Here is a 21058-nt window from a genome sequence, read left to right on the forward strand (position 1 = left end):
GCGTTGGTGGTGTTCTAGGGCTGGCCGACCGGCCATGGGCTTTTCGCCCCTGCCACCCACCGCCCCTACCTGCTCGAGTTCCCATCCCCTGCCCCTGGGGGCTTCGCCCCCAGACCCGACCGAGTTGCTACGCCTGCTCGGATTGCGGCTCCGGACTCGCCTCTGGAGCCGCAGCGGTCGTGGCGGTGGCCGTGACCGGGGCCGTCGTGGCGCGTGGCCGGGACCGCGACACCGCCACGCCCGCCAGGCACACCAGCCCGCCGACGAGGGTGATCAAGCCCGGCACCTCGTCGAGCGCCAGCCAGGACATCAGCACCACCAGCGCGGGCACCGCGTACGTCGTCGCGCCCATCCTCCCCGCCGTCGTACGCGCCAGGGCGAACGCCCAGGTCGTAAACGCGAGGGCGGTCGGGAAGACGCCCAGATACAGCATGTTCAGGGTCGCGGACAGCGGGGCGTCACCGGCCTCGGAGACCAGTTGGCCGGCGAAGGGCAGACAGGCCACCGCCCCGATCACACAGCCGTACGTCGTCACCTGGAGCGCGGAGCCGTGCCGCAGGGCCGGCTTCTGGGCTACGACCCCGCCCGCGTACGCCACCGCGGCGAGCAGACAGAGCAGGACGCCGAGTACGGATGCGCCGCCCTCGCCCGACATCGACAGACCGACCACGGCCGCGCCCACGAAGGACACCGCCATCCCGGCGAGCAGCCGAGGCGGCAGCCCCTCCTTGAGCAGCCATCCCGCGAGGAGGGCCATGACCAGCGGGCCGACGTTCACCACCAGGGCCGCCGTGCCCGCGTCGACCTTCTGCTCACCCCAGTTGAGCACCACCATGTAGAGCCCGAACCAGAGCAGCCCGGAGACCACGATCCCCGGCCAGGCGGCACGCGGCGGCAGCCCCTCTCCGCGTATGAGACAGATGACCCCGAGCACCAGCGCCCCGGCCAGCAGCCGTCCGAGCGCCAACGCCCCGGGCGAGTACGCCGATCCCGCACTCCGGATCGACACGAACGCGGACGCCCACAACACGACGGTCACCGCGGCCGCACCGGCGGCGAGCAGGTCCATACGACGGGCGGACAGGGGAGGTTTCATCACGCTCCAGAGGCTAGGTGGGGAGGAGAGGAAGGGCTCGCGAATTTCGGACGGCGTGCTGGGCGGAACAGGTGGAACAGGTGGAACAGGTGGAACAGGTGGAACAGACGGGTGCTGGGCCTTGCCAGGGGGCCGGCTGGTCGGTGCAGCGTCTCAGTGCAGCGTCGCCGGTTCGATGCCCAGCAGCTCCGCGAAGGCCTGCTCGCCCTTGTCGGTGACCTTCACGGCCCGCTCCGAGCCGATGCGTACGCACCAGCCCGCGTCCAGCGCGTGCCGGCACAGGGTGGCGCCCGCGACGCCCGCGAGGTGCGGGCGGCGTTCGGTCCAGTCGAGGCAGGCGCGTGCGAGCGGCCGACGGCCGGTGCGTACGAGAGGGATGCCGTGGTCGTCGAACCAGGCGAGCCCGTCGTCCGTGAGCGCGAACCCCGCGTGCTGCCGCAGCAGCCCGAGCGCGGTCAGGGCGTTCGTGATGGCGATGCCGAGGCGCCCGGCGAGGTGGTCGTAACAGGTGCGGCCGCGCGCCATCGCGGACCCGGCACTGGACTCCCGCAAGCCGCGTGGCCGCCCGGCGCTCGGTGCGACGTGCGCGGCGAGGTCCTCGATGAGCTGGGCGACCCGGGCGTCGGCCAGTCGTACGTAGCGGTGCCGCCCCTGCCGTTCCTCGGCGAGCAGTCCGCCCGCGACGAGCTTGCCCAGATGTTCGCTTGCCGTCGACGCGGCGACGCCCCCGTACCGCGCCAGTTCGCCGGCGGTCCAGGCCCGACCGTCGAGCAGCGCCAGCAGGAAGGCGGCCCGTGTCTCGTCGGCGATCAGCCCGGCAAGGGCCGCGAGTCCCGGAGCCTGGGCGGATCCGGGCCGCGTGCGGTGCGCGTTCCTGGTGCTCATGACCCCAGCATGCGACATGGACGGTTCGGTGGCCGCCGAACCGTGGAACCGCCTCCGAGCAAGCGTGCCTGGCACTCCGCTGGGGGGCCGGTTTCGAAGCCGCGGGTTCGTCGTGGCTGGTCGCGCCCACGCGGCGGAGCCGCAAATTGATACAGCCCCGCGCCCCTTACAGGGCGCCAAGGCCGCTCAGACCGCTCGCGCCAGCTGCTCGTACTGCTGCGTCAGCCCGTCCAGCAGCGCCGTGAGTCCCGTCTCGAAGGCCCGCTCGTCGATCTTCTCCTGCTGTTCGGCGAGGAGATGGGCCTGCCCGAGATGCGGATAGTCGGCGGGGTCGTACGCGCTCTCGTCGTCCACGAAGCCCCCGGCGAAGGAATCGAGCGCGGAGCCCATGATGAAGTACCGCATCAGCGCGCCGATGGACGTGGCCTGCGCGGGTGGCCAGCCCGCCTCGACCATCGCGCCGAACACCGCGTCCGCCAGCCGGAGACCGGCCGGTCGGCGGCCGGGGCCGCGCGCGAGGACCGGCACGATGTTCGGGTGGTCGCGCAGGGCCGCCCGGTAGGAGACGGCCCAGTCGTGCAGCGCGGTCCGCCACTCCCGGCCGTCCTCGAACATCGACAGATCGACCTGCGCGCTCACTGAGTCCGCGACCGCCTCCAGGATCTGGTCCTTCGTGCGGAAGTGGTTGTAGAGCGAGGGCCCGCTCACTCCCAGTTCGGCGGCGAGCCGACGCGTGGAGACGGCGGCAAGGCCCTCCGCGTCCACGAGCGCCCGTGCCGTCGCGACGATGCGGTCGGTGCTGAGGAGGGGCTTGCGCGGTCGGGCCATGGCGCACATAGTAGGGCTGCAGACAGAAACTAGCAGTGCTAATTTTAGACCGTCTGCAGTGGTGATGCAGCGGCTTTCCATGGGGGTGTTCACGGTGAACCTGGAGCTCAGCGAGGAGCAGACCGCCGTCCGGCAGCTCGCCAAGGACTTCGTGGACCGCGAGATCGCCCCGAACGCCATCGCCTGGGACCGCGCGGAGGAAGTCGACCGCTCGATCGTGAAGAAGCTCGGCGAGGTCGGCTTCCTCGGCCTGACCGTCAACGAGGAGTACGGCGGCTCCGGCGGTGACCACCTCGCGTACTGCCTGGTCACGGAGGAGTTGGGCCGCGGCGACTCCTCCGTGCGAGGCATCGTCTCCGTCTCGCTCGGCCTCGTCGCCAAGACGATCGCGTCCTGGGGGAGCGAGGAGCAGAAGCGGCGCTGGCTGCCGGGGCTGACCTCCGGCACGTACATCGGCTGCTTCGGCCTCACCGAACCGGGCACGGGCTCGGACGCCGGGAACCTCTCGACGCGGGCCGTACGCGACGGCGACGACTTCCTCCTCAACGGCACCAAGATGTTCATCACGAACGGCACCTGGGCCGATGTGGTGCTGCTCTTCGCGCGCTCGACCGACGCCCCCGGCCACAAGGGCGTCTCCGCCTTCCTCGTGCCGACCGACACCCCCGGCCTCACCCGCCACACCCTCCACGGCAAGCTCGGCCTGCGCGGGCAGGCCACCGCCGAGCTGGTCCTCGAGGACGTACGCGTCCCCGCATCCGCGATGCTCGGCCCCGAGGGGAGGGGCTTCGCCGTGGCCATGTCCGCGCTCGCCAAGGGCCGGATGTCCGTCGCGGCGGGCTGCGTCGGCATCGCCCAGGCCGCACTGGACGCCGCCGTGCGGTACGCCACCGAGCGCGAACAGTTCGGGAAGACGATCGCCCACCACCAGCTCGTACAGGAACTGATCAGCGACATCTCCGTGGACGTCGACGCGGCGCGGCTGCTGACCTGGCGCGTGGCCGACCTCATCGACCGCGGCGAACCCTTCGCCACCGAGTCCTCCAAAGCCAAACTGTTCGCCTCGGAGGCCGCCGTGCGCGCCGCCAACAACGCCCTCCAGGTCTTCGGCGGCTACGGCTACATCGACGAGTACCCGGCCGGAAAACTGCTGCGCGACGCCCGCGTGATGACCCTGTACGAGGGCACCAGCCAGATACAGAAACTGGTCATCGGGCGTGCGCTGACGGGTGTTTCGGCGTTCTGAGTACGCTGAGTACGCGGCTGAGTACCGGAGCGGATGTGATGCCCGCCGCATTCGCCGATCCTCTTCCTCATGAGTGACACACCCGTCAAACAGCAGTCCACCGCGGCCTTCTACGGTCAGGCGGTCGTCTCGTTCGCCGTCGCCATCGCGGCCACGGCCGTCGGCATCTTCAACCTGCACGCCGACGCCTGGGTGCGTGGCTTCCTGGGCATCGCCGTCCTCTACCTCGTCACCTCGTCCTTCACCCTGGCCAAGGTGATCCGCGACCGGCAGGAGGCCGGGCAGATCGTCAGCCGGGTCGACCAGGCCCGGCTGGAGAAGCTGCTCGCGGAGCACGACCCCTTCGAAAAGCTCTGAACGGGCACGCTAAGCGCTCGCTCAGGCTGCGAGGTATTGTGGTTCGTCCTGCCAGTGGAGAACTGTCAGTGGAGAAGGGACGAACTGCGATGAGTACGGCGGAGGAGACGGCCGGCGGCGAGATGTCGCCGTGGGCCGAGGTCACCCCGGATGCGGCACGGCGGCTGCTCGTCGCCGCCGTGGAGGCCTTCGCCGAGCGCGGGTACCACGCGACGACGACCCGTGACATCGCGGGCCGCGCCGGTATGAGCCCGGCCGCGCTCTACATCCACTACAAGACCAAGGAAGAACTGCTCCACCGGATCAGCAGGATCGGCCACGAAAGGGCTCTCGACATCCTGCGTACGGCGGCCCAGGGCGAGGGCAGCGCGACCGAGCGCCTCGCCGACGCCGTGAGCTCCTTCGTCCGCTGGCACGCCGGGGGGCGTACCACCGCACGGGTCGTGCAGTACGAACTGGAGTCGCTCGGCCCGGACGCCCGCGCCGAGATCCTCGCGCTGCGCCGTCAGGTCAACGCCGAGGTGCGCGGGATCATCGAGGACGGCGCGGCGACCGGCGAGTTCGACGTGCTCGACGTCCACGGCACCACACTCGCCGTGCTCTCGCTGTGCATCGACGTCGCGCGCTGGTTCAACGTGAACGGCCCCCGGACGCCGGACGAGGTCGGCGCGCTGTACGCGGACCTGGTGCTGCGGATGGTGGGGGTGGAGAAGTAGCCGCGCCCGACAAGGGCGCGGGGGTGTATCAATGTGCGGCTCCGCCGCGCCCCTTTAGGGGCGCGGGGCTGTACCGATATGCGGCTCCGCCGCGTGGGCGCGACCAGCCACAACGAACCCGCAGCGTCGAAACGGCCTTACCCAGCGGAGCGCATGGTCAGAAGTAGTAGCGCGACACCGACTCCGCCACGCACACCGGCTTGTCGCCGCCCTCGCGCTCCACGGTCACCGCGGCCGTGACCTGTACGCCGCCGCCCGCCTCTGTGACGTCCTTGAGCACCGCCGTGGCGCGCAGCCGCGAACCCACCGGCACAGGCGCGGGGAACCGTACCTTGTTGCTGCCGTAGTTCACCCCCATCTTCATGCCCTCGACCCGCATGACCTGCGGCACCAGCGTGGGTAGCAGCGACAGCGTCAGGTAGCCGTGCGCGATGGTCGTGCCGAACGGCCCGGCGGCCGCCTTCTCCGGGTCCACGTGGATCCACTGGTGGTCGCCGGTCGCGTCCGCGAACAGGTCGATCCGCTTCTGGTCGATCTCCAGCCAGTCGCTGTGCCCCAGCTGCTCGCCGACCGCCGCCTTCAGGTCGTCGGCGGACGTGAAGATCCTCGGCTCTGCCATGTCCCTGGCCTCCCGCGTATGTATGTCTAAGCGACTGCTTAGCATGGTCGGGCAGTGGGCCCATGTCAACGGACCGGGAGGGTACGTACCGGAGTGTGACGAGGTGGGTAGGCTTCGAAGGATGCCCCAGATTCCAGAGAAGATCCATGAACTCACGGTCGGCCAGTTGTCGGCCCGCAGCGGCGCCGCCGTCTCCGCCCTGCACTTCTACGAGTCCAAGGGCCTGATCAGCAGCCGCCGGACCACGGGCAACCAGCGCCGCTACGCCCGGGACGCATTGCGCCGGGTCGCCTTCGTACGGGCTGCCCAGCGCGTCGGCATCCCGCTGGCCACGATCCGCGAAGCGCTCGCCGAACTCCCCGAGGGACGCACTCCGACGCGCGAGGACTGGGCCCACCTCTCGGAGGCCTGGCGGTCCGAACTCGACGAACGCATCAAGCAGTTGAGCCGTCTGCGCGACCACCTCACCGACTGCATCGGCTGCGGCTGTCTCTCCCTGGAGACCTGCGTGCTGTCCAACCCGGACGATGTCTTCGGCGAGAAGCGGAGCGGTTCGCGGCTCATGGTGGAACGCCGCCCCTCCGGGAAGCAGCAGCGGGAGTGCGGGGAGCCCGAGCGGGAGTCCGGGAAGCAGCAGTGGGAGAGAGAAACCGAGGGCAGCTGCTGAAGCAGCCCCCCCCGGGGGTGCCCCGCTTGCGAAGGGAACTCCTCGCTTTCCCCTACGGTGACCGTTGGGCCGACCCGTACTGGAGAAGTCCCTCGGTCACCAACCGGGCGTTGGACAGGGCCCGCCGGCCGTCCGGCAGGACCAGCGTGTCCTCCACGCCGACGCGGGTCGCGAGTCCCAGCCGCCCGGCCAGCCGCAGCACCGGCCAGGCGCCGCCCTCCTCCCCGTGCAGCAGCACGGGCCGGCCATGGGCGCTGCCGAGCTCCGACAGCAAGGCCCGCGCCGACGCCTCGGCCGTCTCCCCGGAGGGGTCCGTCACCTCTGCCAGCACCCGCAGCACTCGCGGCCCCAGTGGCGAGGCCGCGAACCGGGCCGCGCCGTCCGTGCCCGACCAGATGCCGGCCTCCACGCCGATCCCGCGCTCCAGCAGCGCCGCCGCGATCTCCTCTGCGCCCGGCTCATGCCAGTTGACGGAGGCGTGATCCGGTAGGACGGTCCATTCGTGGATCCGTGCGAGACGGGTGGCGGGATCCGGCTCGGCCCAGGCACCTGTGGTCACCCCGACCGGGACGGCGACCCGGGAACGTATCGCTTCGAGCGTTGCCGCAACCGCCTTCCCGGACAACGTGTCTTTTCCACAAGGAGACTTGGGGTGCACATGGATGTCCGACGCCCCGGCCGCCACGGCCTCCGCCGCGGAGTCGGCCATCGCCCCCGGCGACATGGGCACCACCGCACCGTCGACGGCCCCTCGGGGCCCGTTCAGACAAACCTGCACCATGACCCGATGGTGCCAGGCGCCACTGACAACGCCGGCAAAAGGAGATCACCGATGAGCGTCGCCATCTGTTCCCTGATGTGGCAAGCCGCGCACTCGGGGGCACAGAAGATCACGTACGACCAGGACGGCTACCACTTGGTGCGCTTTCCGTACGTGACGGGCGAGGAGCAGTACGACCCCTGGAACATGCATGACCCGGCGCGCGGCGGAGACACCGCGTCGAAGTACCCCGATCCGCGCTCCGCGCTGATCTGGCCCAGTCACGACGGCTGGGGCGTGCTCTCCGCGATGGTGTTCTGGGAGGCGGACGCCCGCGCCCACGAGTACCGGGCGCGCTTCGTTCGCGACCCGCTGAATGTCACGACGGGCTACAACTCGACCGCCACCACCGACATCCAGGCGACCCGTGGCGGCCAGTACCGCACCTACGTCTGGCAGATGTTCGTCCACCCGGAAACACCGCTGGGCCTGAAGGTGTCCGCGCGCGGAACCGGCGACGCGAAGATCGCCGTGCCGATTTTCCACGCCCAGTTCAAGCTAGCCATCCATACCGACGTCGTGCAGCCGTAGCCATCGCATGCACGGGGGTGCGGCTCCCTCGGGCGCACCCCCGTCGTGCGCCGTTTCGGCTCACACCGACACCAGCAACCGCCCCCGCCTGGCCTCCGCCAGGGCCTCGGGCGTCAGGACGGGCCGCGGGACCACGATTCCGCACACCGTGCAGACCGGACCCGAGGACGGCTCATGGGCCAGGTCGTACTTCCATGTGAGGCGGTCGCCCGAGCACACCGGGCAGACCGCGCCGGGCTCGCGCTCCAGGGCCGCGATGAGCCGGCGCAGCACCTCGGCCAGCGGCTCGTTGGGATGGACCCGGGGGTTGTCGCACCACGCGACGCCGCAACCGCCCCAGGTCAGCCGGTGCCAGTCGTCCACGCTTCCCGGACTGCGCAGGCCGTCGTGCTTCTCCTTCCTGCGGCGCTCGGCGAACGCGTCCTCGTAGGCGAGCCATACCGAGCGCGCCTCCTCCAGTTCGTCGAGCGCGGCCACCAGCCGCGCCGGATCCGGCGATCGGTCCTCGGGTCCGAATCCGGCCCGGGAGCACAGATGGTCCCAGGTGGCCCGATGCCCATAAGGGGCAAATCGTTCAAGGCACTTGCGCAGTGAATAGCGCCGCAGTGCCAGATCGCTCCTCGGATCGCGCACCTGTCTCGCCAGACTCCGGAAACCGGCCATCGCCCTGCACCTCCGTCACACCTGCACCTGTACTTCGGTCACTTCGGCGTCGTCGTACGAACGTTGCCGAATAGACGTATCGACGGCCGATTCGGCTCCATCCGATTTCCGATGGCCGCCATCAACCCCCTGTGGAAAGGCATTTCAGCCAACCGCCCTGCTCCTCTCAGCCATCTGCCGAAGACGTCGCCCGGCACGGTGATGCGAAAAGGTGACGCATGCTCATCTTCAACTTCTGGGCTACCGGCGGTAACCTCCAGCTCATCAACGTCGGGAGGAGCACTAATGCGATGGCGCACCCCACGCACCACCCCCCACGGCCTGAGAACTCCCCGCAGATTCGCGGGGTTCCTGATGGCCGCATCAGTGTTCGTTCTCACCGCCGGGCTGCTTTCACCGCTGCCGCAGTCGGCGGCCGCCGGTCCCGCGGCGAAGGCGGACGACTACTGCCAGGGCCAGTGCGCGGACATCCTGCCGCCGGGTACCAACGGCAGTGCCACGCTCGCCGAGATCCTCGGTAATCAGCTATTCGGTACACAGCCGTCCCACGCGGACGATCAACTCGGCCCGTACGACGCGCTGTCGTCCGGGTACCCGTCCCTCACCGACGACACCCTCAAGAATTTCTACGCCGACGCTTCCTTCGGCGTGCCCTCCGACCAGGTCGCCTCCGTCACCCGGCCCCGTGACGACGTGACGATCACGCGCGACAAGAAGTACGGCATTCCGCACATCAAGGGCACCACGCGCTACGGCACCGAGTACGGCGCGGGCTATGCGGCCGGCCAGGACCGGATGTGGCTCATCGACCTGTTCCGGCACATCGGGCGCGGTGAGTTGACCCCGTTCGCGGGCGGTGCGGAATCGAACCAGGGCCTGGAGCAGCAGTTCTGGCCGCAGGCCCCGTACACGGAGGCCGACTTCCAGAAGCAGGTCGACTGGCTCCTCAACAACTCCGGGGAGCGCGGCAAGCAGGCCATGGAGGACGCCCAGGCCTATGTCGACGGCCTCAACGCCTACCGCGTGGCCGCCAAGAACGGCCGCTACTTCCCCGGCGAGTACGTCCTCACCGGCAAGATCGACTCGATCACCAACGTGGGCGAGATCGAGCCCTTCAAGGTGACCGACATGATCGCGCTCGCCTCCGTCGTGGGCGGCCTCTTCGGAACCGGTGGCGGGGGAGAGGTCGAGTCCGCGATCTCCCTCCTGGCGGCCCAGCAGAAATACGGCGTCGAGAAGGGCAGCAAGATCTGGGAGTCGTTCCGCGGACGCAACGACCCGGAGACGGTGCTGACCCTCCACGACGACAGCAGCTTCCCGTACGGGCAGAAACCCGCGAACCCGAAGGGCACCGCCCTTCCCGACCCGGGCTCCGTCGAGAAGGAACAGCTCGTCCACGACCGCACCGGCTCGGCCCAGTCGGGCGCGCAGACGACCACCACTTCGGTGAAGACGCCGAGCAAACTGAAGCCCCTGAAGGGAGTCTTCAACGAAGGCGTGCTCCCGGAGGACCTCTTCAGCGGCGGCGCGACCAAGAAGGGCATGTCCAACGCCCTGCTCGTCTCCGGAAAGCACACGGCCAGTGGCCATCCGGTCGCCGTCTTCGGTCCGCAGACCGGCTATTTCGCACCGCAGTTGCTGATGATGCAGGAGCTCCAAGGGCCCGGCATCAGCGCACGCGGCGTCTCCTTCGCGGGCGTCGGCATGTACGTGCAGCTCGGTCGCGGCCAGGACTACTCCTGGTCGGCCACCTCGTCCCTCCAGGACATCACGGACACGTACGCCCTGGAGCTGTGCGAGCCGGGCGGTGGCAAGCCCACCAAGCAGTCCACGTCGTACCTCTACCACGGTGTCTGCACGCCCATGGAGAAGCTGGAGAAGACCAACGCCTGGAAGCCGACGGTCGCCGACTCCACGGCCGCGGGCTCCTACCGGATGCAGGTCTTCAGAACGAACTACGGCATCGTCACGCACCGCGCGACGATCGACGGCAAACCCGTCGCGTACACCTCACTGCGGTCCACCTACCGCCACGAGGCCGACTCGATCATCGGCTTCCAGATGATGAACGACCCCTCGTACGTGAAGGACGCGAAGTCCTTCCAGAAGGCCGCGCAGAACATCTCGTACGCCTTCAACTGGTTCTACGCGGACTCCCGTGACACCGCCTACTACATGAGCGGGAGCCACCCGGTGCGCGCGGGCGACGTCGACGCGTCGTTCCCGGTGAAGGCCGAGAAGGCGTACGAGTGGAAGGACTTCGACCCGGAGCACAACACGGCCGCGCTCGCGCCGCCCGCCGAGCATCCGCAGTCGGTCAACCAGGACTACTACATCTCCTGGAACAACAAACAGGCCAAGGACTTCAGCTCCGCCAACTTCAGCCTGGGCGCGGTCCATCGTGGTGATCTCCTCGACGGGCGGGTGAAGAAGCTCGTCGACAAGGGAGGTGTCACCAGAGCGTCCCTGACCAAGGCGATGGCGGAGGCCGCCGTCACCGACCTGCGCGGCGAGCAGGTGCTGCCGGAGCTGCTCAAGGTCCTGCGGAGCAAGCCGATCAGCGATCCGGCGCAGGCCAAGGCGGTCGACCAGCTGGAGGCCTGGCTCAAGGCGGGTGCCCAGCGCAAGCAGACGTCCGCGAACTCGAAGAAGTACGGGCACACGGACGCGATCCGGGTCATGGACGCGTGGTGGCCGCTGCTCGTCGAGGCCGAGTTCAAGCCGGGCCTGGGGAAGGAGCTGTGGGACGCGCTGACCGTGCTTCTCACGGTCGACGAGTCACCGTCCGCGGGCCACGGCCCGACCGGCTCGCACGCGGGCTCGGCCTTCCAGTACGGCTGGTGGGGCTACGTCGACAAGGACCTGCGTACGGTCCTCGGCGACTCGGTGGAGGGCAAGCTGGGCCGCACGTACTGCGGCGACGGCGATCTGGACGCCTGCCGGACGGCTCTGCTGACCACGCTCACCCAGGCCGCGGCCAAGCCCGCCACCGAGGTCTACCCGGGCGACGACGTCTGCTCGCCCGGCGACCAGTGGTGCTCGGACGCGATCGTCCAGCGAGCCGTCGGCGGAATCACCCACCGCCCGATCCAGTGGCAGAACCGGCCGACGTATCAGCAGGTGGTGGAGTTTCCCGGGCATCGGTGACGAGTGACCGGTGAACATCCGTTGGCCAACGCGTGAGGGCCAACGTCTGTTGGCCAACGGGTGGTGGCCCACAGCTGTGGGCCACCACCCGTTGGTGCGTCACCGCACACGTCCCGCCGCCAGCACCACCCGCGCCAACTCCCGGTGGCAGATGTCGCTGTGGGCCCCGGACGGGGCCCCGCCGCGCTTCACCACGGCGGCGGAGTCGACGTTCACGCATCCCGATGTGGGCAGTTTCGTGCGCAGGGCGTCGGCGAGCTTGAACGCCTTCGTGCCCGCCACCGCCTGAACCCCGTCGTGGCCGAGTGCGCCCCACTTCTTGCCGAGGAGGCGGGGGAGTCCGAGGTCCGAGAGCGACGAGTCGTCGCCCGCCATCCGTGAGGCCAGCGGGTAGATCGTGCCGAGGGCGGAGTCGTGGCGTGAGAAGCAGCAGACCAAGGGGCCGTCGATACGGTTCTGCCGCCCGTGGAGTACCCCGCTGCCCCGTGCGTCGTGCGGCAGCCGTGGTGCGAACGCGTAGTGCGAGAAGGCCCCCTGGAGCAGGGTCACGGACTTCACGGTGCGTACGCCCTTGGGGAGCCCGCGCAGCGCGAACGACACCAGCCGGGCGCCGAAGCTGTGCCCCACGAGGTGGACGCGCAGGTCGGGTGCGGCCTGCGCGAGCTGCCCGAGCAGGCGGCCGAGGCCGCGCTCACCGACGGTTCCCGCACGCCGCTTCATGGCGAAGTACGTGCCCTGGCGCAGCAGTTCGTGCGCACCGTCCCACACCCGGGGCAGCCCGAAGGCGGCCGTGGTCCCGTCAGGTGCCTGCCCGGCCTGTGTTCCCTCGCCGCTCGCCTCGATATCGGCCAGCGCCCGCGCGAACGCGCGGCACATCTCCGCCGTGTCCCCGACGAGCATCTCCGGCTCGCCCCGCGGCACCCCCTCCGTCAGCGTGTCGGCGGCGAACCCGGCCTCCGGCCCCTCCGGCGGCACCTCGACGAGCAGCCGCACCAGCCGCCCGTACTCCTCCAGGGAGGCACCCTCGTCCGGCTGCTGATCGAGCAGCCGGCCGATCTGGTCGATCACGGCGGCCCGGCCGGGGAAGACCTCAGCGAGCGCCCGCCGAGTGTTCTTGTCCAGGCGAGGACTGGCCGGTGCGTCCGCGACCACGGACGCGACCACCGACCGCTCGAAGTCGGGGATCGGCTCGTCCGCGAACCGCATCGACGGCCACACCACCCCCACGTATCCGAGGCGGGCGTTCGGTGCGAGCCCGGGGATCGGCTCGAAGAAACGGCTGTAGAGACGCGTGGCGCCCGACCGGTCGTTGTTCCAGCCGTGTGCGAACACGATCAGGTCCCTGACGCCCCGCCCCGGCACCTGCTGGAGCAGCCGGTCGCGCTGCGCGCCGTGCACATCCCCGTCCGCGTCGAACATCAGCTCCCAGTAAGGAGTCACGGCCACATCCGGTACCGCCATGACGAGCCCCCCTTCGGCCCCGAATCCGATGTGATGTGCGCGCATCCGGTGCGATGTGCGCGCATCACCCGGCATCGTTCTGCATCGTCCTGCCGGCGGGGGAGGTTGGCCATACATGGCGTCAGGTCAGCGGTAGAGCAGGTACTCCCGGCGCACGCGGCGGAACGCCGTCAGCTCGTCCTGCCAGGCCGCCACGACGTCGTCGGCACCCGCCCCCGCGTCGATCATCGTGCGCACCCGCGTGGAGCCCGTGAGCTTGTCGATCCAGTTGTCGGGCCGCCAACTGAAGCCGCTCCAGACCTTCTTGGCGGTCACCAGGAGCGCGATCCCGGTGCGTACCGGGTCGTAGGCCGCCCGGTCGTGGACATGGATCTGCACACCCCCGACGGTCCTGCCCTGGAACTTGGAGAACGTGGGCACGAAGTACGCCTCCCTGAAGTGCGCGCCGGGCAGCCCGAGCCGGTTCACCTCGGCGGCCCACAGCTGGTCGACGCCCTCCGCGCCGAGCAGTTCGAACGGGCGGGTCGTGCCGCGCCCCTCCGACAGATTCGTGCCCTCGAACAGGCAGGTCCCCGAGAACACGAGGGCGGTGTCGGGCGTCGGCATGTTCGGGCTCGGCGGCACCCAGGGCAGCCCGGACGCGTCGTAGAACTCCGTGCGCTTCCACCCGCTCATCAGGACGGTCTCCAGCGGCACCGGATCCGTCAGGTACTCGCCGTTGAACAGTCGCGCCAGCTCCGCGACCGTCATGCCGTGCACCTGCGAGATCGGCTGCCGCCCGACGAACGTCGCGAACTCCTTGTGCAGCACGGGCCCTTGAGCCGCCCGCCCGGTCACCGGGTTCGGCCGGTCGAGCACCACGAAACGCCTGCCCGCGAGCGCCGCCGCCTCCATGCAGTCGTACAGCGTCCAGATGTACGTGTAGAAGCGGGCGCCCACGTCCTGGATGTCGAAGACGACGGTGTCCACGCCGGAGGCCGTGAAGATGTCGGCCAGCGGCCGGCCGCTCTTCAAGTACGTGTCGTAGACGGGCAGCCCGGTCGCCGGGTCGTCGTAGCGCCCCTCGGAGCCGCCCGCCTGGGCCGTCCCGCGGAAGCCGTGCTCGGGGCCGAACACGGCGATCAGGTTCACCCGGTCGTCGGCGTGCATGACGTCCACGATGTGGCGTACGTCCCTGGCGACGCCCGTCGGGTTGGTGACGAGGCCGACGCGGTCCCCGGCGAGCGGGGCGTAGCCGGCGGCGGCCAGGCGCTCGAAGCCGGTTCGCATGCGCTGGCCTTTTTGGGCTGGTGCTGGTGCCGGCCTCGGCTTTGTTGGTGCTGCCGAGGCTGAGGAGGCCGTGGAGAACGCGGCTGCGGTGGTGGTGGCTAGCAAGTTCCGTCTGGACAGGTGCATGGTGACCTCCGTGAGTGCGGAACGTCGGCGGAAGCGCCGGCAGGAGCACGGTATGGCTTCCGCCGGTTGTTCGTAGGCTGCGGGTTTTTTTGTGGCTTGTCGCGCCCACGCGGCGGAGCCGCAAATCGATACAGCCCCGCGCCCCTAACGGGGCGCCACCTGCGGGGTGCCGTTGCCCTTCCCTCTCTACATACCGACCGGTTAGTCTGTCCGCCGTAGAGCCGATACAGAGCCGATTCGCGTCGCGTCGAAGGAGACCGATGGTGGAAGCCGTGCAGGATGCCGGAGTGGTCGTCACCGGAGCGGGAGGCGGTATCGGGGCCGCGCTGGCCCGCCGTTTCGCGTCCGAAGGGGCCCGGGTCGTCGTCAACGACCTCGACGGGGCGAAGGCGAAGGCCGTCGCCGACGAGATCGGCGGCATCGCGGTGCCGGGCGACGCCTCCGCCATCGTGACCGAGGCGCGGGACGCCCTCGGCGGCACGGTCGACGTCTACTGCGCCAACGCGGGCGTCGCCTTGGGCGGCGCGGAACTGGCCGACGAGAAGGCATGGGCGCTCTCCTGGGACGTCAATGTGATGGCCCACGTGCGCGCGGCCCACGAACTGCTCCCGGCCTGGCTCGAGCGCGGCAGTGGCCGTTTCGTCTCCACGGTCTCCGCCGCCGGACTGCTCACCATGATCGGAGCGGCCCCCTACAGCGTGACCAAGCACGGTGCATACGCCTTCGCCGAGTGGCTGTCAATGACGTATCGCCACCGGGGCCTCAAGGTCCACGCGATCTGTCCGCAGGGCGTCCGCACCGACATGCTGGACGCCACAGGCAGCGCGGGCGACCTGGTGCTCACGCCGACCGCGATCGAACCCGGGGCGGTCGCGGACGCGCTCTTCGAGGGCATCGAGGCGGACCGCTTCCTGATCCTGCCGCACCCCGAGGTCGCCGGGTACTACCAGGCGCGGGCCGCCGACCCGGACCGCTGGCTGACGAACATGAACCACATTCAGCAGAAGTGGGAGGCGGACGGCCGGTGACGACCTCCCTGTACGCGGCCAAGCCGTGGCTCGGCCGCCTCAATGACGCCCAGCGTGCGGCCGTCAGCCCGGCGCCGTCGCTGGTGCACGCCCTCCGCAGGGCCGTCGCCGACACCCCGGACCGCACCTTCCTCGCCTACTTCGACGGACGGCTGACCTACGCCGAGGTGGACGCCCTGAGCGACTCCGTGGCGGCGCACTTCGCGGACCGTGGCCTGGAGCGGGGCGACCGGGTGGCGATCCTGCTGCAGAACAGCCCGCACTTCGTGCTCGCCCTCCTCGGCGCCTGGAAGGCGGGCGCGATCGTCGTCCCCGTGAACCCGATGTACAAGTCCGGCGAGGTCACGCACGTCCTGCGAGACGCCGAAGCCACCGCGCTCGTGTGCTCGGACCGCGCCTGGGAGTCGTATCTGCGCGAGACGGCCGCCGACTCGCCCGTACGCATCGCCCTCACCGCCAGTGAGTTGGACTTCCAAACCCGTGATGACGCGCGCGTGCTGGGCTTCGAGCGGCTGCCGCAGGCCGCGGACGCGGACGACCTGGTGACCGTCGCCCGGCAGAGCGGCAAGGCGCCCGGAGGACGTGACCTCGTGGCGTCCGACATCGCGCTGATCAGCTACACCTCGGGCACCAGCGGCACCCCGAAGGGCGCCACCAACACGCACGGCAACATCATGTACAACGCCGAGCGGCAGCGCACCGGCCTTGGCCTGCCTCAGGCGCCGGTCTACTTCGCGATGGCGCCGCTGTTCCACATCACCGGGATGGTCTGCCAGCTCGGCGCGTGCCTCAACAGCGCCGGCACGCTCGTCCTCGCGTACCGCTTCGAGGCGGGCGTCGTCCTCGACGCGTTCGCCGAGCACCGGCCCGTCTACACGGTCGGCCCGTCGACCGCCTTCATGGCCCTCGCAGCCCACCCGTCCTGCACGCGCGACCACTTCGCGTCCTTCGTGGTGATCTCCTCGGGCGGGGCACCGCTGCCGCCCGCGCTGGTCGAGAAGTTCCGCGCCGGCTTCGGGCCGTACATCCGCAACGGCTACGGCCTCACCGAGTGCAGCGCGCCCTGCGCCTCCGTGCCGCCCGGCCAGGAAGCCCCCGTCGACCCGGTCTCCGGAACGCTGGCCGTCGGCGTGCCGGGACCCGACACGGTCGTACGCATCGTCGACGACCAGGGCAAGGAGGTGCCGTTCGGTGAGCAGGGCGAGATCCTCGTGCGCGGGCCGCAGGTCGTGCCCGGCTACTGGCGGCGCCCCGAGGCCACCGCGGAGACCTTCCCCGACGGCGAACTGCGCACCGGCGACATCGGCTTCATGGACCCGGACGGCTGGCTCTACGTCGTCGACCGCAAGAAGGACATGATCAACGCGTCCGGCTTCAAGGTGTGGCCGCGCGAGGTCGAGGACGTGCTCTACACCCACCCCGCGGTCCGGGAAGCGGCCGTCGTGGGGGTGCCCGACGGCTACCGCGGCGAGACCGTCAAGGCGTACATCAGCCTGCGTCCCGGCAGTGAGACGGACCCCGAAGCACTCGCCGACTACTGCAAAGAGAGACTTGCCGCATATAAATATCCGCGTCAAGTCGAGATCCTGCCCGAACTGCCGAAAACGGCCAGTGGCAAGATCCTCCGGCGGGAGCTGCGTACGCGCGCGGACAGCGCGGGCAGCACGGACAGCGGTCGGTGACTTTCGGAAGGCAGGTGGCGGCAGTGCCCAGGACGATGGACGGGGACGGTACGCCCGTCCCGCGGCGGCTGCTGGCCGCCGCGACCAGACTCTTCGCCGAGCAGGGGTACGACCGGACCTCGGTGCAGGAGATCGTCGAGGCGGCGGGCGTCACCAAAGGCGCGCTCTACCACTACTTCGGTTCCAAGGACGATCTGCTGCACGAGGTGTACGCGCGCGTGCTGCGCCTCCAGCAGGACCGCCTGGACTCCTTCGCCGGTGCGGACGCGCCCGTGGAGGAGCGGCTGCGGGGCGCCGCGGCGGACGTCGTCGTCACGACGATCGAGAACCTCGACGACGCGATGATCTTCTGGCGCTCCATGCACCACCTCAGCCCCGAGAAGGACAAACAGGTACGCGCCGAGCGCCGCCGCTACCACGAGCGCTTCCGCGCCCTGATCGAGGAGGGCCAGGAAACGGGCGTCTTCTCCAAGGCCACGCCCGCCGACCTGGTGGTGGACTACCACTTCGGTTCCGTCCACCACCTGTCGACGTGGTACCGCCCCGACGGGCCGCTGAGCCCGCAGCAGGTCGCCGACCATCTCGCCGACCTCCTGCTGCGGGCTCTGCGTCCCTGAGCGGGCTACAGGTACTGGCTGCAGGTACTGACAGGTACGGCTCGGGCTTACAGGTACTGCTGGATCTCCCGGCGTGCCAGCGACCGCTGGTGCACCTCGTCAGGGCCGTCCGCGAGCTTCAGCGTGCGGGCGCTCGCCCACAGTTCGGCCAGCGGGAAGTCCTGGCTGACGCCGCCCGCGCCATGCAGCTGGATCGCCTTGTCGAGGATGTCCACGACCGTCCGCGGAGTCGCGATCTTGATCGCCTGGATCTCGGTGTGCGCCCCGCGGTTGCCGACGGTGTCCATCATCCAGGCCGTCTTCAGGACCAGCAGCCGCAGCTGCTCGACGGCGACGCGCGCGTCCGCGATCCAGTTCTGTACGACCCCCTGCTGGGCGAGCGGCTTGCCGAAGGCGGTGCGCGACACGGCCCGTCGGCACATCAGCTCGACGGCCCGCTCCGCCATGCCGATCAGCCGCATGCAGTGGTGGATACGGCCAGGACCGAGCCGTGCCTGGGCGATGGCGAAACCGCCGCCCTCCTCACCGACGAGGTTCGACACCGGCACGCGCGCGTGGTCGAAGACGATCTCCGCGTGCCCGCCGTGGGAGTGGTCCTCGTAGCCGTAGACCTGCATCGCGCGGCGGACCTCGACGCCCGGGGTGTCGCGGGGCACAAGGACCATGGACTGCTGGCGGCGGATGTCGGCCCCGTCCGGGTCCGTCTTGCCCATCACGATGAAGATCCTGCAGTCGGGGTTCATCGCCCCGGAGATGTACCACTTGCGGCCGGTGATGACGTACTCGTCCGTGCCATCGGAGGCACGCTCGATGCGCGTGGTGATGTTCGTGGCGTCGGACGAGGCCACCTCGGGCTCCGTCATCGCGAACGCCGAGCGGATCTCCCCGGCCAGCAGCGGCTCCAGCCACTGCTTCTTCTGCTGCTCGTCGCCGAACTGCGCGAGCACCTCCATGTTGCCGGTGTCCGGTGCCGCGCAGTTCGTCGCGGTCGGCGCCAAGTGCGGGGAGCGGCCGGTGATCTCGGCGAGCGGCGCGTACTGGAGGTTCGTCAGCCCGGCACCGTACTCGGTGTCCGGCAGGAAGAGGTTCCACAGCCCCTGCCGCTGCGCCTCGGCCTTCAACTCACCCACGACGGCGGGCGTGTCCCAGGGTGAGGCGAGCCGGGCGCGCTGCTCCTCGGCGACGGCTTCCGCCGGATAGACGTACTCGTCCATGAAGGCGAGGAGCTTGCCGCGCAGTTCCTCGGTGCGCGCGTCGAAAGCGAAGTCCATGTCCGGTCAGCCTTCCTGAAGGGTGGTCAGGCCGTGCTCGATGAACACGGGCACCAGCTCGCCGATGCGGTCGAAGCCCGCGCCGACCGTCTGGCCGAGCGTGTAGCGGTAGTGGATGCCCTCGAGGATCACGGCGAGCTTGAACCAGGCGAACGCCGTGTACCAGGCGACGGCGGACACGTCGCGCCCCGAGCGCGCGGCGTACCGCTCGATCAGCTCGGCAGGCTGCGGGTGCCCGGCGGCCTCGGCGGTCGTGGACACGGGGGAGTCGGGCGCGCCGAGGGGGATGCTGTACATCACCAGCAGCCCCAGGTCGGTGAGCGGATCACCGAGCGTGGACATCTCCCAGTCGAGGATCGCCGTGATCCGGTCGGCGCCTGTGGTCGGATCGGTTCCGATCAGTACGTTGTCGAGCCGGTAGTCGCCGTGCACGACCGTGGCCGGGGGCGAGTGCGGCAGCTCGCGCCCGAGCGCGGCGTGCAGTTCGTCGATGCCGGCCAGCTCCCGGTTGCGGGAGGCGGCCAACTGCTTGCCCCAGCGCCGCAGCTGCCGGTCCAGGAAGCCCTCGGGCCGGCCGAAGTCGGCGAGCCCCACCTCGGCGGGGTCCACCGCGTGCAGTTCGACCAGCGTGTCGACGAGGCTGAGCACGGCGTCGCGGGTGCGCTCCGGGCCGAGCGGGGCGAGCTGCCCGGCGGTCCGGTACGGCGTGCCCTCGACGAAGTCCATGACGTAGAACGGTGAGCCCAGCACCTCCTCGTCCTCGCACAGCAGCACCGGCCGCGGCACCGGCACGGCTGTCGGGTACAGAGCGCTGATCACGCGGTGCTCGCGCTTCATGTCGTGCGCGGTGGCCAGCACATGGCCCAGCGGGGGCCGCCGTACGACCCACTTCGCGGTGCCGTCCGTCACGGCGTACGTGAGGTTGGACCGTCCGCCCTCGATCAGCCGGCCGGTCAGCGGGCCCTTGACCAGCCCGGGCCGCTCGGCGTCGAGCAGGCCGCGCAGCCGGTCCAGATCGAGACCTGGCGGGTGGTCTGGGCTCATCGTGTTTCCTCCGTACGCCGGTGTAGGGGACCCCTACACATGATGCCGACCGGTCGGTATGTCGTCCAGTGCGGCGACGAAACGTGATCGGGGTCTCGATCGCGCGCGTGCATCGGGTTCAACGCCGTCAACGCGTGCATCGGGTTCAACGCGTTCAAAGGACCAGCGCCGCCGCACAGGCGGCCAGTGCCACCGTGCACAGAGCCGCTGTGGCCGCGTGTCTCGGGCTGAGCGCCACCGGGCGTCCGCCCTCGGCCGTCGCCAGCGTGCGGATGCGGTGATGGGCGACGGCGAGGAAGCCCAGCCAGAGCGCTGCGCACAGGGTGCAGGTCAGGACCGTTGTGACCGTCGGCCCGCCCTGGAGGGCCGTCTTCGCGGCGAGCACGGCGACGACCGTGCCGGCGAGGGTCGTACGTCTCCAGGCGAGCCGTGTGCGTTCCGGCTGCAGGCCGGGGTCCCGGGTGGTGGGCGTGGGGGTGGGCACGGTCATGTCACCGTCAGCCTTCCCAGCCGACGAGTACGACCACGACCATCGCTACGGCGACGATCGCGACCACGATGCTCAGCAGCGCCGGGAAGCGGGACACGGGCAGGTCCTCGCCTCTGCGCATCGCGCGCTCGCAGCGAACCCAGTGGTTCACTGCCCGCAACGAGCACAGGACGCCCGCGGCCAGTAGCCCGAGCGCCAGTCCGACGCGCCAGCCCCACCGTAGATCCGGCAGAAACTGGTCCACGGCGAAGCCGCCGCCGATGAGGGCGAGCGCGGTTCGCAGCCAGGCGAGGAACGTGCGCTCGTTGGCGAGCGAGAACCGGTAGTCCGGTGTCGCGCCTTCCTCTCTGATGCGGTCGGGTGCGAACCACAGGCGGGCGTTCCGCACGAATTCGATCACGGGTTGCCTCCGGTGGTTGGGCGGTTGGGCGGTTGGGTTCGTTGTTGGGTGCGGGTTGGTTGTGGCTGGTCGCGCAGTTCCCCGCGCCCCTGGGT

At 70.0% G+C, this 21058-nt stretch carries 21 protein-coding genes; 9 read left to right on the forward strand and 12 right to left on the reverse strand.

Features of this window, described 5'->3' with window-relative positions; all coding sequences use genetic code 11:
* Window positions 1-127: 127 nt before the first annotated feature.
* The 3 genes from G5C60_RS38295 to G5C60_RS38305 all read right to left on the reverse strand — a co-directional run bounded on the left by G5C60_RS38295 (window position 128) and on the right by G5C60_RS38305 (window position 2809).
* Window positions 128-1096, reverse strand: a complete 969-nt coding sequence (locus G5C60_RS38295; protein ID WP_165266640.1) for a DMT family transporter — start codon at window positions 1094-1096, stop codon at window positions 128-130.
* Window positions 1097-1249: 153 nt separating this feature from the next.
* The gene (locus G5C60_RS38300) at window positions 1250-1981 is read right to left on the reverse strand and encodes an ArsR/SmtB family transcription factor (RefSeq protein WP_165266594.1); all 732 of its coding nucleotides are present in this window, start codon (window positions 1979-1981) and stop codon (window positions 1250-1252) included.
* A 186-nt stretch (window positions 1982-2167) separates the two neighbouring features.
* On the reverse strand, window positions 2168-2809 hold the full coding sequence (locus G5C60_RS38305) for a TetR/AcrR family transcriptional regulator (RefSeq protein ID WP_165266596.1): 642 nt from the start codon (window positions 2807-2809) through the stop codon (window positions 2168-2170).
* Window positions 2810-2903: 94 nt separating this feature from the next.
* Between G5C60_RS38305 and G5C60_RS38310 the strand changes: the two genes are divergently transcribed.
* The 3 genes from G5C60_RS38310 (at window position 2904) to G5C60_RS38320 (ending at window position 5128) form a co-directional block, all read left to right on the forward strand.
* Window positions 2904-4055 (forward strand): acyl-CoA dehydrogenase family protein, encoded by a 1152-nt coding sequence (locus tag G5C60_RS38310; protein ID WP_165266642.1) that lies wholly within the window; start codon window positions 2904-2906, stop codon window positions 4053-4055.
* Window positions 4056-4124: 69 nt separating this feature from the next.
* Window positions 4125-4412 (forward strand): YiaA/YiaB family inner membrane protein, encoded by a 288-nt coding sequence (locus G5C60_RS38315; RefSeq protein ID WP_165266598.1) that lies wholly within the window; start codon window positions 4125-4127, stop codon window positions 4410-4412.
* An 89-nt stretch (window positions 4413-4501) separates the two neighbouring features.
* Window positions 4502-5128, forward strand: a complete 627-nt coding sequence (locus G5C60_RS38320; protein WP_165266600.1) for a TetR/AcrR family transcriptional regulator — start codon at window positions 4502-4504, stop codon at window positions 5126-5128.
* A 157-nt stretch (window positions 5129-5285) separates the two neighbouring features.
* On the opposite strand, the gene G5C60_RS38325 is transcribed toward G5C60_RS38320, so the two are convergent.
* Window positions 5286-5747 (reverse strand): MaoC family dehydratase, encoded by a 462-nt coding sequence (locus tag G5C60_RS38325; RefSeq protein ID WP_165266602.1) that lies wholly within the window; start codon window positions 5745-5747, stop codon window positions 5286-5288.
* Between the two features lie 121 nt (window positions 5748-5868).
* Between G5C60_RS38325 and soxR the strand changes: the two genes are divergently transcribed.
* Entirely contained in the window at window positions 5869-6414 is a 546-nt protein-coding gene (gene soxR / locus G5C60_RS38330) for a redox-sensitive transcriptional activator SoxR (RefSeq protein ID WP_165266604.1), read from the forward strand.
* 52 nt (window positions 6415-6466) lie between these two features.
* On the opposite strand, the gene G5C60_RS38335 is transcribed toward soxR, so the two are convergent.
* Entirely contained in the window at window positions 6467-7195 is a 729-nt protein-coding gene (locus G5C60_RS38335) for a 3-keto-5-aminohexanoate cleavage protein (protein ID WP_165266606.1), read from the reverse strand.
* A gap of 51 nt (window positions 7196-7246) precedes the next feature.
* On the opposite strand from G5C60_RS38335, the gene G5C60_RS38340 reads away from it, so the two are divergent.
* Window positions 7247-7765, forward strand: a complete 519-nt coding sequence (locus G5C60_RS38340; protein ID WP_165266608.1) for a hypothetical protein — start codon at window positions 7247-7249, stop codon at window positions 7763-7765.
* A gap of 60 nt (window positions 7766-7825) precedes the next feature.
* Here G5C60_RS38340 and G5C60_RS38345 read toward each other — a convergent pair whose 3' ends face one another.
* Window positions 7826-8428, reverse strand: a complete 603-nt coding sequence (locus G5C60_RS38345) for a hypothetical protein (protein ID WP_165266610.1) — start codon at window positions 8426-8428, stop codon at window positions 7826-7828.
* 285 nt (window positions 8429-8713) lie between these two features.
* On the opposite strand from G5C60_RS38345, the gene G5C60_RS38350 reads away from it, so the two are divergent.
* Window positions 8714-11575, forward strand: a complete 2862-nt coding sequence (locus tag G5C60_RS38350; RefSeq protein ID WP_165266612.1) for a penicillin acylase family protein — start codon at window positions 8714-8716, stop codon at window positions 11573-11575.
* A 99-nt stretch (window positions 11576-11674) separates the two neighbouring features.
* Here the strand turns inward: G5C60_RS38350 and G5C60_RS38355 are convergent, their stop codons facing one another.
* Window positions 11675-13036: a serine-threonine protein kinase gene (locus G5C60_RS38355; protein ID WP_165266614.1), complete on the reverse strand. Its 1362-nt coding sequence runs from the start codon at window positions 13034-13036 to the stop codon at window positions 11675-11677.
* Window positions 13037-13162: 126 nt separating this feature from the next.
* Window positions 13163-14431, reverse strand: a complete 1269-nt coding sequence (locus G5C60_RS38360) for an exo-beta-N-acetylmuramidase NamZ family protein (RefSeq protein WP_165266616.1) — start codon at window positions 14429-14431, stop codon at window positions 13163-13165.
* Window positions 14432-14691: 260 nt separating this feature from the next.
* On the opposite strand from G5C60_RS38360, the gene G5C60_RS38365 reads away from it, so the two are divergent.
* Genes G5C60_RS38365 through G5C60_RS38375 form a run of 3 tightly spaced genes read left to right on the forward strand, consistent with a single transcriptional unit; the run spans window position 14692 to window position 17758 of the window.
* A complete protein-coding gene (locus tag G5C60_RS38365) occupies window positions 14692-15459 on the forward strand; it encodes an SDR family oxidoreductase (protein WP_165266618.1) in 768 nt (255 codons plus the stop codon).
* Window positions 15456-17141 (forward strand): AMP-binding protein, encoded by a 1686-nt coding sequence (locus G5C60_RS38370; protein ID WP_165266620.1) that lies wholly within the window; start codon window positions 15456-15458, stop codon window positions 17139-17141. The genes G5C60_RS38365 and G5C60_RS38370 overlap by 4 nt, the downstream gene beginning before the upstream one ends.
* Before the next feature lie 23 nt (window positions 17142-17164).
* The gene (locus tag G5C60_RS38375) at window positions 17165-17758 is read left to right on the forward strand and encodes a TetR-type transcription factor C-terminal domain-containing protein (RefSeq protein ID WP_165266622.1); all 594 of its coding nucleotides are present in this window, start codon (window positions 17165-17167) and stop codon (window positions 17756-17758) included.
* Window positions 17759-17805: 47 nt separating this feature from the next.
* Here G5C60_RS38375 and G5C60_RS38380 read toward each other — a convergent pair whose 3' ends face one another.
* From G5C60_RS38380 to G5C60_RS38395, 4 genes are all read right to left on the reverse strand, one after another.
* On the reverse strand, window positions 17806-19029 hold the full coding sequence (locus G5C60_RS38380; protein ID WP_165266631.1) for an acyl-CoA dehydrogenase family protein: 1224 nt from the start codon (window positions 19027-19029) through the stop codon (window positions 17806-17808).
* Window positions 19030-19035: 6 nt separating this feature from the next.
* The gene (locus tag G5C60_RS38385) at window positions 19036-20073 is read right to left on the reverse strand and encodes a phosphotransferase family protein (RefSeq protein ID WP_165266634.1); all 1038 of its coding nucleotides are present in this window, start codon (window positions 20071-20073) and stop codon (window positions 19036-19038) included.
* Window positions 20074-20227: 154 nt separating this feature from the next.
* Window positions 20228-20563 carry a DUF202 domain-containing protein gene (locus G5C60_RS38390; protein ID WP_165266636.1) on the reverse strand — a complete coding sequence of 112 codons (336 nt, stop codon included), beginning with the start codon at window positions 20561-20563 and terminating at the stop codon, window positions 20228-20230.
* 7 nt (window positions 20564-20570) lie between these two features.
* Window positions 20571-20963, reverse strand: coding sequence for a DUF202 domain-containing protein (locus G5C60_RS38395; RefSeq protein WP_165266638.1), 393 nt, complete (start codon window positions 20961-20963; stop codon window positions 20571-20573).
* Between the last annotated feature and the right edge of the window lie 95 nt (window positions 20964-21058).

This window comes from Streptomyces scabichelini, assembly GCF_011045015.1.
Lineage (GTDB): Bacteria > Actinomycetota > Actinomycetes > Streptomycetales > Streptomycetaceae > Streptomyces > Streptomyces scabichelini.

Excerpts from the sequence above, each read along its gene's own strand:
- G5C60_RS38315 (WP_165266598.1), top strand. The coding sequence starts at position 4,125 with ATGAGTGACACACCCGTCAAACAGCAGTCCACCGCGGCCTTCTACGGT.
- G5C60_RS38295 (WP_165266640.1), bottom strand. The coding sequence starts at position 1,096 with ATGAAACCTCCCCTGTCCGCCCGTCGTATGGACCTGCTCGCCGCCGGT.
- G5C60_RS38385 (WP_165266634.1), bottom strand. The coding sequence starts at position 20,073 with ATGAGCCCAGACCACCCGCCAGGTCTCGATCTGGACCGGCTGCGCGGC.
- G5C60_RS38360 (WP_165266616.1), bottom strand. The coding sequence starts at position 14,431 with ATGCACCTGTCCAGACGGAACTTGCTAGCCACCACCACCGCAGCCGCG.
- G5C60_RS38335 (WP_165266606.1), bottom strand. The coding sequence starts at position 7,195 with ATGGTGCAGGTTTGTCTGAACGGGCCCCGAGGGGCCGTCGACGGTGCG.
- G5C60_RS38380 (WP_165266631.1), bottom strand. The coding sequence starts at position 19,029 with ATGGACTTCGCTTTCGACGCGCGCACCGAGGAACTGCGCGGCAAGCTC.
- G5C60_RS38365 (WP_165266618.1), top strand. The coding sequence starts at position 14,692 with ATGGTGGAAGCCGTGCAGGATGCCGGAGTGGTCGTCACCGGAGCGGGA.
- G5C60_RS38325 (WP_165266602.1), bottom strand. The coding sequence starts at position 5,747 with ATGGCAGAGCCGAGGATCTTCACGTCCGCCGACGACCTGAAGGCGGCG.
- G5C60_RS38355 (WP_165266614.1), bottom strand. The coding sequence starts at position 13,036 with ATGGCGGTACCGGATGTGGCCGTGACTCCTTACTGGGAGCTGATGTTC.
- G5C60_RS38350 (WP_165266612.1), top strand. The coding sequence starts at position 8,714 with ATGCGATGGCGCACCCCACGCACCACCCCCCACGGCCTGAGAACTCCC.
- G5C60_RS38340 (WP_165266608.1), top strand. The coding sequence starts at position 7,247 with ATGAGCGTCGCCATCTGTTCCCTGATGTGGCAAGCCGCGCACTCGGGG.
- G5C60_RS38320 (WP_165266600.1), top strand. The coding sequence starts at position 4,502 with ATGAGTACGGCGGAGGAGACGGCCGGCGGCGAGATGTCGCCGTGGGCC.
- soxR (WP_165266604.1), top strand. The coding sequence starts at position 5,869 with ATGCCCCAGATTCCAGAGAAGATCCATGAACTCACGGTCGGCCAGTTG.
- G5C60_RS38390 (WP_165266636.1), bottom strand. The coding sequence starts at position 20,563 with ATGACCGTGCCCACCCCCACGCCCACCACCCGGGACCCCGGCCTGCAG.
- G5C60_RS38345 (WP_165266610.1), bottom strand. The coding sequence starts at position 8,428 with ATGGCCGGTTTCCGGAGTCTGGCGAGACAGGTGCGCGATCCGAGGAGC.
- G5C60_RS38305 (WP_165266596.1), bottom strand. The coding sequence starts at position 2,809 with ATGGCCCGACCGCGCAAGCCCCTCCTCAGCACCGACCGCATCGTCGCG.
- G5C60_RS38300 (WP_165266594.1), bottom strand. The coding sequence starts at position 1,981 with ATGAGCACCAGGAACGCGCACCGCACGCGGCCCGGATCCGCCCAGGCT.